The following is a 16469-nucleotide window of genomic DNA, read 5'->3' as shown; positions in this document are numbered from 1 at the left end:
GATGGTTGAAAACGCTGGCCTTACAGGGCCTGGCGCAGTTGGGTGGCCAGCCGCTGGATGGCCAGCACCATCAGCAGCAGCCCTAGCCCCGGAAACACGCCCAGCCACCAATAGCCGCCGCTGAGATAGCGCATAGCGTCGGCCAGCAGCACGCCGATGGCGGGCTGGTTGGGGTCCAGGCCGACGCCGAGAAAGGTCAGCGCCGCTTCGTGCAGAATGGCGTGGGGAAACAGCAGTAACGCACCCACCACGCAGTGGGGCCAGAGATGGGGCACGAAGTGGCAGGCGACGATGTACCCCGGCCCTTTGCCAAAGCCTTTCGAGAGCGCCACGTACTCGGCCTCGCGCAGGCTGAACAGCTCGGCGCGAAACACCCGCGCCAGGCTAGGCCAGTGGGTGATGGCCACGGCGATGATCACGGCCTGGGTGCCCCCGCCCAGCGCAAAGGCAATGAGCAGCAGTAAAATGAGGTGGGGCACGCTGAGCAGCGTATCGATCAGCAGTGACACCAGCGCATCCAGGGTGTTCGATAGCGCCGCCAGACTGGCCAGCAGCAGGGCGATGGCCGTGCCCAGCAGGGCCGCGCTCAAACCGACCCAAAAACTCAGCGCCAGCCCCGCCAGGGTTCGCGCCCATAGCTCCCGGCCCAAGGCATCGGTGCCGAACCAGTGGAGCAGGCTGGGCGGCTGTAAACGTGCCTCGAACTGCATCTGCTGGGGGCTGTCACCCAGCCACAAACGGCTGCTCAACAGCAGCATCAGCAGGGCACTGAAGAGCACCAGATAAACGGCGGCGGCCAGGCGTGGCTGTGCGCTCATGGGCTGTGTGCCAGGCGGATGCGCGGGTCGGTGACCCGTGCCAGGGCATCGGCGGTCAGGTTGCCGATGCTCACGAACAGCGCGGTGAACAGGGCGATGGCCAGCAGCAGGGGAACATCGCTGCGCAGCCCCGCCGCCACGGTGGCCTGGCCCAGCCCCGGGTAGGCGAAGACCTGCTCCACCAGAATGGAGCCGCCAAACAGCTCGCCCAGCGAGGCAAAGGCCAGGGTGATGGCCGGGAGGCTGGCGTGGCGCAGCCCGTGCCGCCAGGCGATATCGGTGCGGCTAGCGCCCTGGGCAAAGGCGTGTAGCGCCGTGTCGGAGCGCATGAAGGCCACCATTCTGGCGCGGGTGTGCAGGGTGATGGTGGCCATGCTCAATAGCGCCAGGGTCGTCACCGGCAGCACCAGGTGGTGGAGGCGGGTGGCGAACGTGACATCGCGGCTGACCACCCCCGTGGGGCCTGCGCAGCAGGTGGGGGTCCAGCCCAGGGTCACCGAAAACAGCAGCAGTGCCAGAATGGCCAGCCAGAAAGTGGGTGTCGAGGCGGTCACGAAGGCGTAACCGCTGATCAAGCGGTCGAGCAGCGAGCCTTCCCGGCTGCCTGCCACGATACCCAATGCCACGCCCAGCACCAGTGACAGCAGCCAGGCACTGAACAGCAGCCAGAACGAGCGCTGAAAGCGCAGGCTGATGACGTCACCTACCGGCTGTTGGTACACATGGCTCCAGCCCAGCTCGCCGCTGGCCAGTTGACGCAGCCACTGGCCGAACTGCACGGCTGCCGGTTCATCGAAGCCCCACTGCGCGGCGATCAGGGCGCGCTGCTCGGGGCTTACCTGGGCCATCTGCGGGCCCAGGTAGGCGTCGATGGGGTCGATGGGCGAGAGCATCATCAGGCCGAAGGCGAGACCGGCCACGCACAGCATGACCAGCCCCAGCCGCAGGCTTCTCAATAGCAGCCAGCGGGCTAGTGGCACGTCCAGCGCCACTCGAGCAGGTTGGCGGTAATCGGCCAGCCGTGTCCATGGGGGGCCACGCCCAGCTCGCCAACGTCCAGGCACGGGTCAGCGGCATAGACATGGGTCAGGTTGACCATCCAGGCCCAGCTGGCGTCGCCCTGCAGGCCATAACCGGTGCTGCCATCCCATTGGGCTGCTTGCCAGTGTGGGTTGGCTTCTTCGGCGCTGGCGGCGGCCTGGGCGGCCTCCAGGTGCTGGTCGACGCGATCATTGGTGTAAAAGCCGCTGTTGTAGAAGCCAAACCCGGCGTGTTCACTGTGGAAGAGATAGTAGATCTCTTGCGGGCTATGGCTGCCAAAGCCAAACACGATGGCATCCTGGTGCAGGGCTTCTCGCTGTATTTCATCCCAATGGCGGCCGGTGGGCTGCATCTCGATGCCCAGCGGGCGCACCATCTCTGCGCTGATTTGCGCGAGCTGCTGGCGAGTCGTATCACTGGCAGGATAGGTGAGCCGGAAGCGAGCAGGCTGCCCTTCCTTGTAGCGCAGGCCATCGTCTGCGCGCAGCCAGCCTGCTTCCTCCAGCAGGGCATTGGCCTGCTCCAGGTCGAAATCGATGGTTTCCTCGGGGTGCCCCCAGGGCAGGCCATCGGCAGGGCCATACGCTGGGCGGCCAAAGCCGTTCAGGGCCACGTCCACCAGCGTGTCGCGGGATAGCGCCAGGTTGATGGCCTGGCGAATGGCCAGGTCGGGCGTGACGTCGTTGCCAATCGGGGCACCGTTGGCGGCGCGCTCCCCGCTATCGGGCTGCATGGGGAACAGAATCCCGCGATTATCGACGCTCTCCATCAGGACCCGCTGCATCTGGCCCGGCATGGTGCTGGCCAGCGCCTGGGGAATGACGGCCAGGTCGAGTTGACCTGCCTGGGCAGCGCTTAGCGTGCCTGCCTCATCGGTAAACAGAAATACCAGGCGCTCGAAGGCCGGAGCAGGGCCGTAAAAATAGGGGTTACGCTCGACGATCAGCTGCTCACCTTCCTGCCACTCCACCATGCGGTAGGGGCCAGAACCCAGCGGCTGGCGGCCGTAACCCGCATGATGGCCATTTTCCCGCTCGGCATCAGGTACAATGCCCAGGGTCATCAGCTGGTCGATGAAGGTGATGCGAGGGGATTTCAGGGTAAGCGTGACGGTGTGGTCATTCACGGCGTCGGCATGTGCCAGCGCGCTGAGGTCGGCTCGGCCCCCCGCCTTGGCGGCGGCATTGAAGGTATATGCCACATCCCGGGCGGTGAGCGGCGTGTCATCGGCAAACCGCACGTCCTCGCGCAGATGCAGTGTCCAGGTCAACTGGTCGTCCGACAGGGACCATTCGGTGGCCAACCCCGCTTGAGGGGTAAAATCCTGGCCACGGGTGAGCAGCGTGGACTGAAACAGCGGGCTACCGTATTGCCCCCAGCCCAGCAGCGGGTCGAAGCCCTGGTCTGGCTCGCCGCCGATGGCAAGCACCAACTGCTCTTTGGCCAGCGCGGGAGCGCCGAGCGCCAGACATGTGCTGGCAATGGTCAGTAGTATCGAACGACGCATGGAGCACCCTGTGATGAATGAGTATGATGTTTTTACAATAACATCATACTCGTGCGGCGGGTAGTCGACAGGTCCATTCTACGCTCGGGTGAGCAAAGGAGAACGTATGCAACGTATTACCGTGACGCTGGATGAAGAGCTGCTGCGCGAGGTGGATGCCTTGATGCAGCAGCGCGGCTATCAGAACCGTTCCGAGGCCATTCGAGACCTGACCCGCAGCGGGCTGACTCAGGCCAAGGAAGAGGTCGCCCCGGATGCCCCGTGCATGGGGGCTTTGGTGTATGTCTACGACCATGCGGCACGAGAGCTTTCCAAACGGCTGACCCGGCACTCCCACGACCACCACGACCTCACGCTGTCGACGCTGCATGTGCATATCAATCATGACAGCTGCCTGGAAGTGGCGCTGCTCAAAGGGCAGGGGAGTGCCCTGAAGCAGTTTGCCGACGAAGTGACCTCGTCACGCAGCGTACGCCATGGGCAGCTGGTACTGATTCCTGGCGAATAAGGGGCAGGGGAACGGCCACAAAAAAGGCGGCCCGCAGGCCGCCTGGATGACGATGGCTTACGCTCAGTGATGAACGCCGCCTTCGCCGTGCACGTGTCCGTGCTGAACTTCTTCTTCGCTTGCTTCACGAACGGTAGCAATCTCAACGTCGAAGTTCAGGTGCTGACCTGCCAGCGGATGGTTGCCATCCACGACGACGGTGTCACCTTCCACTTTCGTGACGGTGACCATCAGCGGACCACCTTGGGTCTGGGCCTGGAACTGCATGCCCGGCTCGATGCTCTCGACGCCCTGGAAGGCATCGCGAGGAACTTCCTGCATCAGCTGCTCCTGAACTTCACCGTAACCCTCGGCAGGGGCTACCTTGACGTTCAGTTTGTCGCCTGCGGCGCGGCCTTCCAGCTCTTTTTCCAGGCCCGGGATGATGTTACCGGCACCGTGGAGGTAGGTAAGCGGCTCACGGCCTTCGGAACTGTCCAGCACTTCACCTGCATCGTTGGTCAGAGTGTAGTGAAACGCGACAACCGAGTTTTGCGCAATTTGCATTGAATAACCTTTCGGTGAGTGCATGTCCCAACATGGTAACGCGTGTGGGCTGGCTTGTCAGGGGGTAAGCCGGGTTTTTAACCCCCACGCCTTTGGCACTATTGCGCCCGGCAGTGACCAGCGATACCCTACCTTATACCCTTTTTCCATAAGCTAACGAAGTGTGATCGGAGCTTGATATGACTGTTTTCCTGATTTGGGTGGTAGCCTTCGTGCTGATCGCCTACTTTGCCAACAAGCGTTGGGACAATGGCTTTAGCCAAGGGCTGGACAAGCTGTTGCCCGGTGTCTTGAAGACCCATGGCGAGAACCGCCACTTGTGGGTAGCGGCCATTGCTATCCTGGGGGCCACCACGCTGGTGCGTCCGGTCGATATTCTGCTGGTGGTTCTGCTGCTGGCGTTGATCGGATTCATCGTGTTCAAGCTGGCCAACTGGGCCAGCAACAAGGTGACTCACTAACCCTGCCCATTGGGTGGCATGTGCTGTACCCCGCCACCCGTTGATCACGAATGGCCTGAAATGGCTTGAAGCAGACATGAAAAAGCCCGTTCACTCTGGTGGACGGGCTTTTTCATGTCTGCACTTTTGCAGGCGCTGGTCAGCCATGACCAGCGCGGGTGCGAGGGGCGATCAGTAGGGGGCAACGCTCAGATTGGCGCCGCTGCCAATCAGGCGCACACGCTGGCCAGCCTGGAACTGACGGTCGGCACGTTGAACGACAACCACATCGGTACCGTCGTCACGACGTACTTCCATTTCCAGTGCATTGACGCGGTTGACGCGGTCTTCTGCCGCCGTGCCTGCTACGGCACCGCCCAGCGCGCCTGCCACGGTGGCCAGTTGGCGACCTGTGCCACCGCCCACCTGGTTGCCCAGAATGCCGCCAATCACGGCGCCACCGCCACCGCCCAGCAGGTTGCCGGTGCGGCTATCGGCTTGAATCTGTACCGGACGAACGGCCACGATGGTGCCATAGCTGACGCTCTGGCCCGTCTGCGCCTGGTTGCCGCGGTACACATCGCCCGAGTAGGTGGATGTGTTGGCACAGCCAGCCAGTGTCAGGATGCTCAACGCTGCAACGGGTAGTAAACGTTTCATTCAAACCTCCAGTAAGAATCAGCCCATATGGCTGTGAACGTCCGCAGATCAATGCGTGCGTATCATTATAGAACGGCGTTCGCTAAAAGATAACCAAAGCGTACGCTTTTGACCAGCCGTTTGGAAAAAAGGTCACAAAGTAGAGTGTAGACAGGCATTAAGAAAGTAGTGTGCAAAAAATCGACAGGCCATGAAGTACGCTGCAAAAAACACCACGGGGAGCCGTGGCTCCCCGTGGTGCGTTGCAGTGGCTGTGTGTTTAGCCAAACTGGTTCATGGTGTTGTCCTTGCCGCCGGCTTTCAGCGCAGCCTCACCATGGAAGAACTCCTTGTGATCGTCGCCGATGTTGGAGCCTGCCATGTCCTGGTGCTTGACCGTGGCGATCCCCTGGCGAATTTCCTGACGCTGAACGCCTGCCACGTAGGCCAGCATGCCTTCTTCACCGAAGTAGCCCTTGGCCAGGTTGTCGGTAGACAGCGCCGCCGTGTGGTAGGTGGGCAGGGTGATCAGGTGGTGGAAAATACCCGCTTCGCGCGCCCCGTCACGCTGGAAGTTGCGCGTCCACTCATCGGCCAGCTGCCCCAGCTCGGTGTTGTCGTATTCGACGCTCATCAGCTTGTCGCGCTGGTAGGCCGATACGTCCTTGCCCTCTTTCTCCCAGGCATCGAAGACCTGCTGGCGGAAGTTCAGCGTCCAGTTGAAGGAGGGCGAGTTGTTGTATACCAGCTTGGCGTCCGGCACGACCTCGCGGATGCGGTTTACCATGCTGGCGATCTGGCCGACATGTGGCTTCTCGGTTTCGATCCACAGCAGGTCGGCACCGTTTTGCAGGCTGGTGATGCAGTCCAGGATCACGCGGTCTTCGCCGGTGCCTGGCTTGAACTGGTAGAGGCCAGAAGCCAAACGCTTGGGCTTGACCAGCTTGCCGTTCTGCTTGATGACCACATCGCCGTTGTTGATGTCCGAGGCGTTCTCAATGACATCGCCATCCAGGAAACTGTTGTACTGGTCGCCCAGGTCGCCAGGCTCATTGGTGACGGCGATCTTCTGGGTCAAACCAGCGCCCAGCGAGTCGGTACGAGCCACGATGACGCCATCTTCGACGCCCAGCTCCAGAAAGGCGTAGCGCACGGCGTTGATCTTGGCCAGGAAGTCCTCATGGGGCACGGTGACCTTGCCATCCTGGTGACCGCACTGCTTCTCGTCGGATACCTGGTTTTCGAGCTGAATGCAGCAGGCGCCCGCCTGGATGAATTTCTTGGCCAGCAGGTACGTGGCTTCGGCGTTACCAAACCCGGCATCGATGTCGGCAATGATCGGCACGATATGGGTTTCGTAGTTGTCGATCTTGCTGATCAGCTCTTTTTCTTTGGCGTTGTCGCCTGCGGCCTTGGCGTCGTCCAGCGCACGGAACAGGTGGTTGAGCTCCCAGGCATCGGCCTGCTTGAGGAAGGTGTAGAGTTCCTCGATCAGGTTGGCCACCGAGGTTTTCTCGTGCATGGACTGGTCGGGCAGTGGGCCAAACTCGGAGCGCAGGGCTGCCACCATCCAGCCTGAAAGGTACAGGTAGCGACGCTTGGTGGTGCCAAAATGCTTCTTGATGGAAATCAGCTTCTGCTGGCCGATGAAGCCGTGCCAGCAACCCAGCGATTGGGTGTACTGGGAGGTGTCGGCATCGTAGGCGGCCATGTCGTCACGCATGATCTTGGCGGTGTAACGAGCAATGTCCAGGCCGGTATGGAAGCGGTTCTGGGCACGCATACGAGCGGCGTATTCAGGTTTGATCGCTGACCACTTGCCGCCTTGGGCTTCGCGCAGTTGGGCCATGGCTTTGATATCGTCGAGCAGTCCTGACATGAGCTGATTCCTCCAGGGTTATCGTCGTTCGCAGGCTAGCTTGTTGTTATGCTGCACCTGCGAGGTAGCGTTCAGCATTGTGCAATTTTTCGGCGCTGTCTCTAGGCCAATCGTCTCTTAGTAAAACGTCGTGCCTCGGCGCTTGGCGTCACACAGCGACATGGCGTAAGAGCTGAGAACCAACGTCGCTGCAGTGCAATAACTATCGGTCAGGCAGCTGCATTCAACAATTGTCACTTCGGGGCAGGGGGCGTTGTAGTCCGACGACATCGACTACGTCGAACGCCCTGTTTGTGTAGTTGTTTTTCGCCTGTTGGACGCAAAAAAAGCGCCGCTGTCTCAGCGGCGCTATAACGCGTGTTCGATGGCCTGGTGGCGGGTTACAGCACCAGAGTCATCTCGCGGTGGGGGATGCCGGCATCCATGAAGACCTCGCCATGGGCTACGAAGCCTAAACGCTCATAGAAGGCGAGGGCGTGTAGCTGGGCGCTGAGGGCCGCGTGGCGATGGCCTGCCTCGCGGGCAGCGGCGATGGCAGCCTCCATGAGTCGATAGCCAATGCCCGTGCCTCGTGCACTGCTCAACACCGCTACGCGACCAATATGGCCATCGGGCAGCAGGCGCGCCGTACCGACCGGCTCGTCATTCAGCGTGGCCAGGAAGTGCAGGCATTCGCCATCCCGGCCATCCCACTCCTCTTCCTGAGGAACCTGCTGCTCATCGATGAAGACCACGCGGCGAATCAGCGACGCCGCGTCGCCCAACTCATGCCAGTCGCCTTGTTGCACGGTGGTGGTTGTGTTCACGACTTACTCCTCGTCGTCTTCACCCATGAAGCCCAGGCTGCCGCTATTGATCAGCTGCGTGAGCAGCGCTGCCGCACCGTCCAGTTCCAGCACCTCGTCGTACATGGGCTCCGGGTCGGCGACCCGCTTGGCCAGCGCTTCCGAGCAGGCGTGTCCGTCGCCATCCACGAACAGCGTGGTGCCGGAGGCATCGCTGCGCCAGGCAAAGCGCGAGCCCGGCATATGGAACAGCGGCTCGCCCTGTTGTAGCTGAGCAACAAGCGCTGCCTCGTCCAGCGGCTCGTCCAGCGGCAGCAGCTGGTCGACGTACTTGGGCTGAGTCATGACGCGGCCAAACCACTGGGCCATCTGCTCCGGTTTGTCCAGCGTCGAGAGGATGAACTGACGCATACGCTCGATGGCAGCGTCATCCAGCTCGCCTTGATGCTGGGCCGGCGCCATGCCCGCGTCGCTGTAACGCTGGGATTCCGACATCTGCTCGCCCACGTAGTCGGCGTAGGAGGTGATGGCTTCGTCGGCCGAGGGAGCGCGAAAACCCACTGAAATGGTCATGCAGTCGTCGGTCTGGCTGACACCGTGATGCGCCCAGCCCGGCGGCAGGTAGAGCATGTCGCCCGGAGCCAGGGTCCAGTCGGAGTCGGGTTCGATCTCGAAGGTTTCCAGAATACGCAGGTCGATACCCTGTACGATCGGCGCATTGTCCGGCTGCTTGCCGCCCAGCTGCCAGCGGCGATGGCCGCGGGCCTGCAGCAGGAACACATCGTACTGGTCGATGTGCGGGCCGACGCTGCCGCCGGGGGGCGCGTAGCTCACCATGATATCGTCCAGGCGCCAGCGGGGCAGGAAGTCGAACTCGTCCATCAGCGCAGCAATGGAGGGCACGTAGTGGTCGACGGCTTGCACCAGCAGGCTCCAGTGGCCTTCGGGGAGGCGCTCGAAGGTAGCGTCATCGAAGGGGCCGTGGGATACCTGCCAGGGGCCGTCAGGGCCGTTCTCTTCCACCAGTCGTGCTTCCACGCCCGGCTCGCAGGCCAGGCCTGCCAGCTCATCGGGGTCGATGGGGCTGACGAAGTCCGGGATAGCGCCACGAATCAGCAGTGGCTTCTGCTGCCAGTAGTTGGCCAGGAAGTCTGCTGGCGTTAAATCACCCAGCAGGGTGAGTGGCTTATCGTGATGACTCATGGCGTTATCCTGAAGTGAGTGAGCGGCACGGATCGAAACGGCGTGCGTTTATAGGGACGCAAGCCGTTGCGGAAGGGCTTCGGCCTGCGCCTTCGCATTACCAATATAGCTGGCTGGCGAAAGAGATTTCAGCTCCTGTTTCACATCGTCGGGCAGTGCCAGGGTGTCGATGAAGGCTGCAAAGCCTGCCTGGTCGATCTGCTTGCCGCGGGTCAGCTCCTTGAGCTTCTCGTAGGGCTTCTCGATGCCGTAACGACGCATGACGGTCTGAATGGGTTCGGCCAGCACTTCCCAGCTGTTGTCCAGGTCTTCGGCGAGTCTGGTCGGGTTGGCTTCCAGCTTGCTGATGCCTTTCAGGCTGGCGTGGTAGCCAATCAAGCCGTAAGCCAGGCCGACGCCGAGGTTGCGCAGCACCGTGGAGTCGGTCAGGTCGCGCTGCCAGCGGGAAATCGGTAGTTTCTGTGCTAGGTGGCTCATCACCGCGTTGGCGAGGCCCAGGTTGCCTTCTGAGTTTTCAAAGTCAATCGGGTTGACCTTGTGCGGCATGGTGGAAGAGCCAATTTCGCCCTCTACGGTGCGCTGCTTGAAGTAGCCCAGGGAAATATAGCCCCATACGTCGCGGTCAAAGTCGATCAGGATCGTGTTGTAGCGGCAGATCGCATCGAACAGTTCGGCAATGTAGTCGTGGGGTTCGATTTGTGTGGTATAGGGGTTAAAGCTTAAGCCCAAGCCTTCAACAAAGGTGCGCGCGTTGGCTTCCCAGTCGATATCCGGGTAGGTGGTCAGGTGAGCGTTGTAGTTGCCTACCGCACCGTTGATTTTGCCCAGAATCTCCACGCTTTCGATCTGCTTGAGCTGGCGCTTGAGGCGATACGCCACGTTAGCCATCTCTTTACCTAGCGTGGTGGGGCTAGCCGTTTGGCCATGGGTGCGTGACAGCATCGGCTGGCCTGCATGGGCAATCGCCAGCTTGGCAATCTCATCGGCGACTTCGTGCATTGTCGGCAGCATAGCTTTTAGGCCATCTGCCAGCATCACGCCGTAAGAGAGGTTGTTGATGTCTTCACTGGTGCAGGCGAAGTGGATAAATTCGGTAACGGCGTTTAGCTCGGCTTGGCCTGCAATCTTCTCTTTTAGGAAGTACTCCACCGCTTTAACGTCGTGATTGGTGGTGCGCTCAATCTCTTTGATACGCTCCGCGTCATCGACTGAGAAGTCACGAATAAGCTGCTCTAGAAACGCGGTGGCTTCTGCGGAAAGCGGCGGGACTTCGACAATCTGGCTGTGCTCTGCAAGGCGCTGCAGCCAGCGCACTTCCACGATCACGCGCGCACGGATCAAACCGAATTCGCTGAAGTGTTCACGCAGCGCTGCGGCTTTGGCGCCGTAGCGGCCGTCAACAGGGGAAAGAGCGGTCAAGGCTGAGAGTTGCATGGCTTGGTTTCCAGGTTGGTCGAGAGTCAGTGATCGAGAGTCGGTGATCGAACATCAGTGGTCGGGGGCGTCAGGCTGGCGAGGCAGCGTGCGTCTACCCCAGCTCATCCAGAGCGCGGCGCAAGGCCTTGCGCTGAAACACCAGCTTCCAGCGGCGGCCGCCCTGCTGATGCCACAGCAGCGCAAAGCGGATACCGGCCATGAGGCAGGCGCGTACGCGTTCGGGCATCATGCGGGTCTGCAAGAGCGAGGGGTCACCCTGTACCACGATGCGGGTCTTTAGCGTGGAGAGGGTTTCCTGATAGGTTTCCCCCAGGCTTGCAATCACGTTTTCGTGGGTCGTGCCGAAGTGCTCTGCTTGCCCCTGTACGTGGGTGAGTTTCTGGCCCAGCAGGTCCATCATGGCCGTGTCGTTACGCAGCTTGTTCATCAGCAGTAGCAGCGAAAAGCCGTAGCGCAGCACCACTGGGTTGGCCTGCTTGCGGCCTACCAGGGCTTCCAGCGTGTCGAGCCCCCGGCGCAGATTATTGGGGTGGCCGCCGTAGATGGCTTCAAAACTTTCCGGGTTGGTGTCTACCGTCGCGTTGATCAGCGTTTCCCACGCGCGCGTATCAACTTGTCCTGTACGGGCGAGTTCATCGACGAGGCTTGCTGCTTGAAAGACCCCAGCCAGGGCCAGGGCCTGGCGCGCTGCCGGAGAGTCGGGAGCACGATGAATGGGGGTGGCGCTCATGCCGCGGCCTCCGTGGTGTTCCAGGTGGCGCGAATCACGCCGCCGCCCAGACAGATGTCGTTGTCGTAGAGCACCAGCGATTGGCCGGGCGTCACGGCCCACTGCGGGTCATCGAAGATGACTTCGACGCTGCCGTCGGCCTGGGCGACAATTTCGCAGGGGCAGTCGCTTTGGCGGTAGCGGGTTTTGGCGGTAAAGCGGCCTTGCTGAACCGGCGGCTTTCCGGCGACCCAGTCCATCGCCTCGGTGGCGAGTGCATTGGTGTAAAGCAGCGGATGATGCTTGCCTTGCACCACGATCAGCACGTTGCGCTCGAGATCTTTTGCCGCCACGTACCAGGGGTCTTCGGAGTAGTTGGCCAAACCGCCAATACCTAACCCTTGACGCTGCCCCAGGGTGTAGTACATCAAGCCCATGTGCTGGCCAATTTCATCGCCTTCAGGGGTCTCGATGGTGCCCGGCTGGGCGGGCAGGTACTGCTGCAGGAAGTCGCGGAAACGACGCTCACCGATAAAGCAGATACCAGTGGAGTCCTTTTTCTTGGCCGTCACCAGGTCGTGTTGTTCGGCCAGGGCGCGCACGGCGGGTTTCTCCAGCTCGCCGACGGGAAACAGCGTACGCGCAATGGCCGCTTCAGGTACGGCATGCAGGAAATAGCTCTGATCCTTGTTGGCATCCAACCCCTTGAGCAGCCGTGGTCGACCTGCGCGCTCGCCCTGGCGCACGTAGTGGCCGGTCGCGATCTTGTCGGCGCCGAGCATTTCGGCGTACTCCAGGAACACCTTGAACTTGATTTCTCGGTTACACAGGATGTCCGGATTGGGAGTGCGCCCTGCCTTGTATTCGGCCAGAAAATGCTCGAAAACGTTGTCCCAATATTCGGCGGCGAAGTTAGCCGTGTGCAGCTTGATACCCAGCTTGGCGCACACGGCTTCTGCGTCGGCCAGGTCTTCCTTGGCAGTGCAGTATTCGGTGCCGTCGTCTTCATCCCAGTTCTTCATGAACAGGCCTTCGACTTCGTACCCCTGCTGAAGCAGCAGCAGAGCCGAAACGGATGAATCGACGCCTCCCGACATGCCCACGATGACCTTGCCAGTGGCGTGAGCGGCGGTGTCGGGGGTGGCCTGGGTAGCGGTGCCATGGGTGGATGTCATGGGCATCCTCTGTTGAAGTGGTATGCAAGTGGGCGGCGATTATACACGATGGGAGCCGGATGCTTCGAGTGCTTCACTCGCGGATCACGTCCAGCGGGTAGTGGCGACCTGCCTGGGCATCGTCGATACGCTGGAGCACCAGCGGGCTGCGCAGCCGACGCTCGCTGGCCAGCGTGGCGATCTCGGCGCGGGTCAACCAGTGGGTGGCCAGGATGTCGTTATCCAGCGGTGTGCCGAGCGAGTGGCGCGGCGTGGCAACGAAGCCGTGGCTGTGAAAGGTCTCGCCCTGTTCGGTATGCAGCACGTAGAGGCCCAGGTAGCTTGTGAGTGAAACGTGCCAGGCGGTCTCTTCCCGAACTTCGCGAAGCATGGCGGCCATCGGGCCTTCACCCAGTTCGATATGGCCCGCGGGCTGGTTGAACAGCGTCAGCGGGCCACCCTTGTTCTCTTCGACCACCAGGAAGCGCTCCCCTTCGCGAATCACGCAGGCCACCGTGCTGCGAATGATCGGGCGGCTCATCGCGGCTTTCTCCGAGTTGGGCGGGTGCGCGCCGTTTTGGCCGGTGCCTGACGCGGCGCGTGGAGGGTTTCCTTGCGCCACTCGCCGGGCGCCAGCCCCTCCAGCCGCCAAGGCCCAATGGCCGCGCGTATCAGGCGCAGGGTAGGGAAGCCTACCTCCGCCGTCATGCGGCGTACCTGGCGGTTGCGGCCTTCACTGATGGTCAGCTCCAGCCAGCTGGTCACCGGGTGCCGTTTGGGGTCGACGGCGGGGGTTCGATCAGGCAGGTCGGGGGGCGCCATGCGCCGCGCCTTGGCGGGCAGCGTCGGGCCATCCTTGAGCATCAGCCCGGAGCGCAACCCGTGAAGGGCGTCGTCGGTGAGCTGGCCTTCCAGCTGTACCCAGTAGGTCTTGGGCTGCTTGTGGCGAGGGTGGGCAATGCGGTGAATCAAGGCACCATCATCGCTGAGCAGCAGCAGGCCTTCGGAGTCGTAATCCAGCCGACCTGCGGCGTAGACCTCGGGCACGCTGATCACGTCGGCCAGGGTGGCGCGGCCTTCCCGGTCGGTAAACTGGGAAAGCATTCGGTAGGGCTTGTGCAGTAAATATAGCGTGCTCATGGTCTCGAATAGCAGGTCAGTTGATTTGTCGACAATCGCTCATGCGATTAAAGTGCAGCGCTGGTATACTCCGGCGCAGCCGTTTGAGATGTACCGGCGTCGTTTTACCACCGAGTGACCATAGGGGCAGCGCATACAGGATGCTCCACCCGCTTCGCGGCAAGGCTATTCGTTGTATGAGCCGCGTAGCTCAGGATTTTTTATAATCACAGCGACTGAAAAGAAGAGGTTAACGCAAAATGTCTAAAACGCCGAAGATCATTTATACGCTCACCGATGAAGCTCCTGCGCTCGCTACCTACTCTTTGTTACCCATCATTGATGCTTTTACCGACTCTGCCGGTGTCGAAGTAGAGACCCGCGATATTTCTCTTGCTGCCCGCGTATTAGCACAATTCCCGGATATTCTGAGCGACGAGCAGCGCGTGAGCGATGACTTGGCGGAGCTTGGTCAGCTGGCGAAGACGCCTGAAGCCAATATTATCAAACTACCTAATATCAGCGCCTCTGGCCCGCAGCTAAAAGCAACCATCAAAGAGCTGCAAAGCCAAGGTTACCCGCTGCCTGACTACCCGGAAGAGCCGAAAAACGACGAAGAAGCCTCCGTTAAAGCGCGTTACGACAAGGCCAAGGGCAGTGCGGTAAACCCGGTGCTGCGCGAAGGTAACTCCGACCGCCGCGCGCCGAAATCGGTCAAAAACTACGCTCGCAAATACCCGCACCGCATGGGTGAGTGGAGCGCTGACTCTAAGTCCCATGTGGCTCATATGAGCGAAGGCGACTTCTACGGCAGCGAACAGTCGGCGGTGATGAAAAAAGCCGGCACGCTGAAGATTGAGCTGCAGCAAAAAGATGGCACCAACGTGGTGCTAAAAGAGGGCCTTGCGGTACAAGCAGGCGAAGTCATTGACGCCGCCAGCATGAGTAGCCGCCGTCTGCGCAGCTTTATTGACAGCCAAATCAGCGATGCCAAAGAGAGCGGCGTGCTGTTCTCGCTGCACTTGAAAGCCACCATGATGAAGGTCTCCGACCCAATCATGTTCGGTATCGTGGTAGAAGAGTTTTATAAAGAGGTGCTGGAGAAGCACGCTGACGTGCTGAAGAGTGCTGGCTTCAACCCGAACAGCGGTATCGGCGACCTTTACAGCGCTATTGAGAAGCTGCCCAGCGACCAGCAAGAGGCGATCAAAGGCGATGTAGAGGCCCTTTATCAAACTCGCCCGGCCATGGCGATGGTGAACTCCCATAAAGGCATCACCAACCTGCATGTGCCCAGCGACGTGATCATCGATGCCTCTATGCCGGCGATGATTCGTGATTCCGGCAAGATGTGGAACGCGAATGACGAGCTGCAAGATGCGAAGGCTGTTATCCCTGACCGCTGCTACGCCACCATTTACCAGGCGGTGATCGAAGATTGCAAGCAGCACGGCGCCTTCGACCCCACCACCATGGGCAGCGTGCCCAACGTGGGTCTGATGGCCCAGAAAGCCGAAGAGTACGGTTCTCACGACAAGACCTTCCAGATGCCGGCCGATGGCACTGTAGTGGTGACCGACGACGCAGGCCAGACGCTGTTCAGCCACAGCGTGGAAGCCGGCGATATCTGGCGCATGTGCCAGACCAAAGACGCGCCGATCCAGGACTGGGTCAAGCTGGCCGTTACCCGTGCCCGCGCCAGCGGTGCTCCGGCACTGTTCTGGCTGGACGCCAACCGCGCTCACGATGCGCAGCTGATCAAGAAGGTCGAGGCCTATCTGAAAGAGCACGACACGGCGGGTCTGGATATCCGTATCCTGGCGCCGGTCGATGCCATGAAGGTTTCCCTGGAGCGTATCCGCAAGGGCGAAGACACCATCTCCGTCACCGGTAACGTGCTGCGCGACTACCTCACCGACCTGTTCCCGATCATGGAGCTGGGCACCAGCGCCAAGATGCTCTCTATCGTGCCGCTGATGAACGGTGGCGGTCTGTTCGAGACCGGCGCGGGCGGCTCTGCACCGAAGCATGTTCAGCAGTTCCTGGAAGAGAACCACCTGCGTTGGGACTCGCTGGGCGAGTTCCTGGCGCTGGCTGCCTCGCTGGAGCACCTGGGCAGCACCTTCGGCAACGCCCGTGCATCTCTGCTGGCCAAGGCGCTGGACGAGGCCAACGGCAAGTTCCTCGACAGCAATAAATCGCCATCGCGTAAAGTGGGCGAGCTGGATAACCGTGGCAGCCACTTCTACCTGGCAATGTACTGGGCAGAAGCACTGGCTGCTCAGGACCAGGACACCGAACTGAAATCCCTGTTTGGCCGTCTGGCCGAGACGCTGCAAGCCAACGAGAGCGCCATCGTCGATGAGCTGAACAGCGTGCAGGGGCAGCCGGTGGATATCCAGGGATACTTCCACCCCAACGGTGAGCTGGCCAGCCAGGCCATGCGCCCGAGCAAGACCCTCAACGACGCGCTGGCCATGGTGTCCAAGGGCTGATCATGCGCTGAGCCGTCGCGCTTCAACGGCTGATCGATCCCTCGCCCGCCTTGCGGGCGAGGGTTTTTTATTCTCTCCTGTGTGATAATTTTTTACCTTTCATGAACCCTTGTTGATGGCAGGCGTCTTATACATAGGTGTACAGTCTGTAGAAGCCTGGACTGTAAAAGCCTTGTCTTTGAATTGATC

At 61.0% G+C, this 16469-nt stretch carries 16 protein-coding genes; 3 read left to right on the top strand and 13 right to left on the bottom strand.

The genetic code is table 11. The features are described from left to right. Positions 1 to 20: 20 nt before the first annotated feature. The 3 genes from RVM26_RS09775 to RVM26_RS09765 are packed head-to-tail and all read right to left on the bottom strand — an operon-like array spanning position 21 to position 3366. Positions 21 to 818, bottom strand: a complete 798-nt coding sequence (locus tag RVM26_RS09775) for an ABC transporter permease (protein ID WP_498938394.1) — start codon at positions 816 to 818, stop codon at positions 21 to 23. Further along, on the bottom strand, positions 815 to 1810 hold the full coding sequence (locus RVM26_RS09770; protein WP_096922587.1) for an ABC transporter permease: 996 nt from the start codon (positions 1808 to 1810) through the stop codon (positions 815 to 817). The genes RVM26_RS09775 and RVM26_RS09770 overlap by 4 nt, the downstream gene beginning before the upstream one ends. After that, complete coding sequence (locus RVM26_RS09765; protein WP_498938391.1) at positions 1789 to 3366, bottom strand: ABC transporter substrate-binding protein; 1578 nt, start codon at positions 3364 to 3366, stop codon at positions 1789 to 1791. The genes RVM26_RS09770 and RVM26_RS09765 overlap by 22 nt, the downstream gene beginning before the upstream one ends. Positions 3367 to 3472: 106 nt before the next feature. Between RVM26_RS09765 and nikR the strand changes: the two genes are divergently transcribed. Further along, a complete protein-coding gene (gene nikR / locus RVM26_RS09760) occupies positions 3473 to 3874 on the top strand; it encodes a nickel-responsive transcriptional regulator NikR (RefSeq protein WP_016914504.1) in 402 nt (133 codons plus the stop codon). 63 nt (positions 3875 to 3937) lie between these two features. On the opposite strand, the gene RVM26_RS09755 is transcribed toward nikR, so the two are convergent. Continuing rightward, a complete protein-coding gene (locus RVM26_RS09755; protein WP_081195595.1) occupies positions 3938 to 4420 on the bottom strand; it encodes an FKBP-type peptidyl-prolyl cis-trans isomerase in 483 nt (160 codons plus the stop codon). A gap of 179 nt (positions 4421 to 4599) precedes the next feature. Between RVM26_RS09755 and RVM26_RS09750 the strand changes: the two genes are divergently transcribed. Further along, a complete protein-coding gene (locus tag RVM26_RS09750; protein WP_287807223.1) occupies positions 4600 to 4881 on the top strand; it encodes a hypothetical protein in 282 nt (93 codons plus the stop codon). 171 nt (positions 4882 to 5052) lie between these two features. Here the strand turns inward: RVM26_RS09750 and RVM26_RS09745 are convergent, their stop codons facing one another. From RVM26_RS09745 to RVM26_RS09705, 9 genes are all read right to left on the bottom strand, one after another. Further along, positions 5053 to 5520, bottom strand: coding sequence for an outer membrane lipoprotein (locus RVM26_RS09745; RefSeq protein WP_039176269.1), 468 nt, complete (start codon positions 5518 to 5520; stop codon positions 5053 to 5055). Positions 5521 to 5779: 259 nt separating this feature from the next. Beyond that, on the bottom strand, positions 5780 to 7378 hold the full coding sequence (locus RVM26_RS09740) for an isocitrate lyase (RefSeq protein WP_498938388.1): 1599 nt from the start codon (positions 7376 to 7378) through the stop codon (positions 5780 to 5782). Between the two features lie 380 nt (positions 7379 to 7758). Continuing rightward, the gene (locus RVM26_RS09735; RefSeq protein WP_287807218.1) at positions 7759 to 8184 is read right to left on the bottom strand and encodes a GNAT family N-acetyltransferase; all 426 of its coding nucleotides are present in this window, start codon (positions 8182 to 8184) and stop codon (positions 7759 to 7761) included. A 3-nt stretch (positions 8185 to 8187) separates the two neighbouring features. Further along, positions 8188 to 9366, bottom strand: a complete 1179-nt coding sequence (locus RVM26_RS09730; RefSeq protein ID WP_498938386.1) for a JmjC domain-containing protein — start codon at positions 9364 to 9366, stop codon at positions 8188 to 8190. Positions 9367 to 9414: 48 nt separating this feature from the next. Continuing rightward, a complete protein-coding gene (purB, locus tag RVM26_RS09725) occupies positions 9415 to 10800 on the bottom strand; it encodes an adenylosuccinate lyase (RefSeq protein WP_287807215.1) in 1386 nt (461 codons plus the stop codon). Positions 10801 to 10894: 94 nt separating this feature from the next. Further along, positions 10895 to 11533 carry a high frequency lysogenization protein HflD gene (gene hflD, locus RVM26_RS09720; RefSeq protein WP_287807213.1) on the bottom strand — a complete coding sequence of 213 codons (639 nt, stop codon included), beginning with the start codon at positions 11531 to 11533 and terminating at the stop codon, positions 10895 to 10897. Then, positions 11530 to 12687 (bottom strand): MnmA/TRMU family protein, encoded by a 1158-nt coding sequence (mnmA, locus tag RVM26_RS09715; protein WP_498938383.1) that lies wholly within the window; start codon positions 12685 to 12687, stop codon positions 11530 to 11532. The genes hflD and mnmA overlap by 4 nt, the downstream gene beginning before the upstream one ends. 73 nt (positions 12688 to 12760) lie before the next feature. After that, a complete protein-coding gene (locus RVM26_RS09710) occupies positions 12761 to 13207 on the bottom strand; it encodes an NUDIX domain-containing protein (RefSeq protein ID WP_287807209.1) in 447 nt (148 codons plus the stop codon). Beyond that, positions 13204 to 13806: a pseudouridine synthase gene (locus RVM26_RS09705; RefSeq protein ID WP_287807208.1), complete on the bottom strand. Its 603-nt coding sequence runs from the start codon at positions 13804 to 13806 to the stop codon at positions 13204 to 13206. Before RVM26_RS09705 ends, RVM26_RS09710 begins: the two co-directional genes overlap by 4 nt. Before the next feature lie 239 nt (positions 13807 to 14045). On the opposite strand from RVM26_RS09705, the gene RVM26_RS09700 reads away from it, so the two are divergent. After that, positions 14046 to 16280, top strand: a complete 2235-nt coding sequence (locus RVM26_RS09700) for an NADP-dependent isocitrate dehydrogenase (protein ID WP_287807206.1) — start codon at positions 14046 to 14048, stop codon at positions 16278 to 16280. The last annotated feature ends 189 nt before the right edge of the window (positions 16281 to 16469 follow it).

It is taken from the genome of Halomonas sp. KM072 (genome assembly GCF_050710315.1).
GTDB lineage: Bacteria > Pseudomonadota > Gammaproteobacteria > Pseudomonadales > Halomonadaceae > Vreelandella > Vreelandella hamiltonii.
This window is presented reverse-complemented; position numbering and strand designations above follow the sequence as displayed.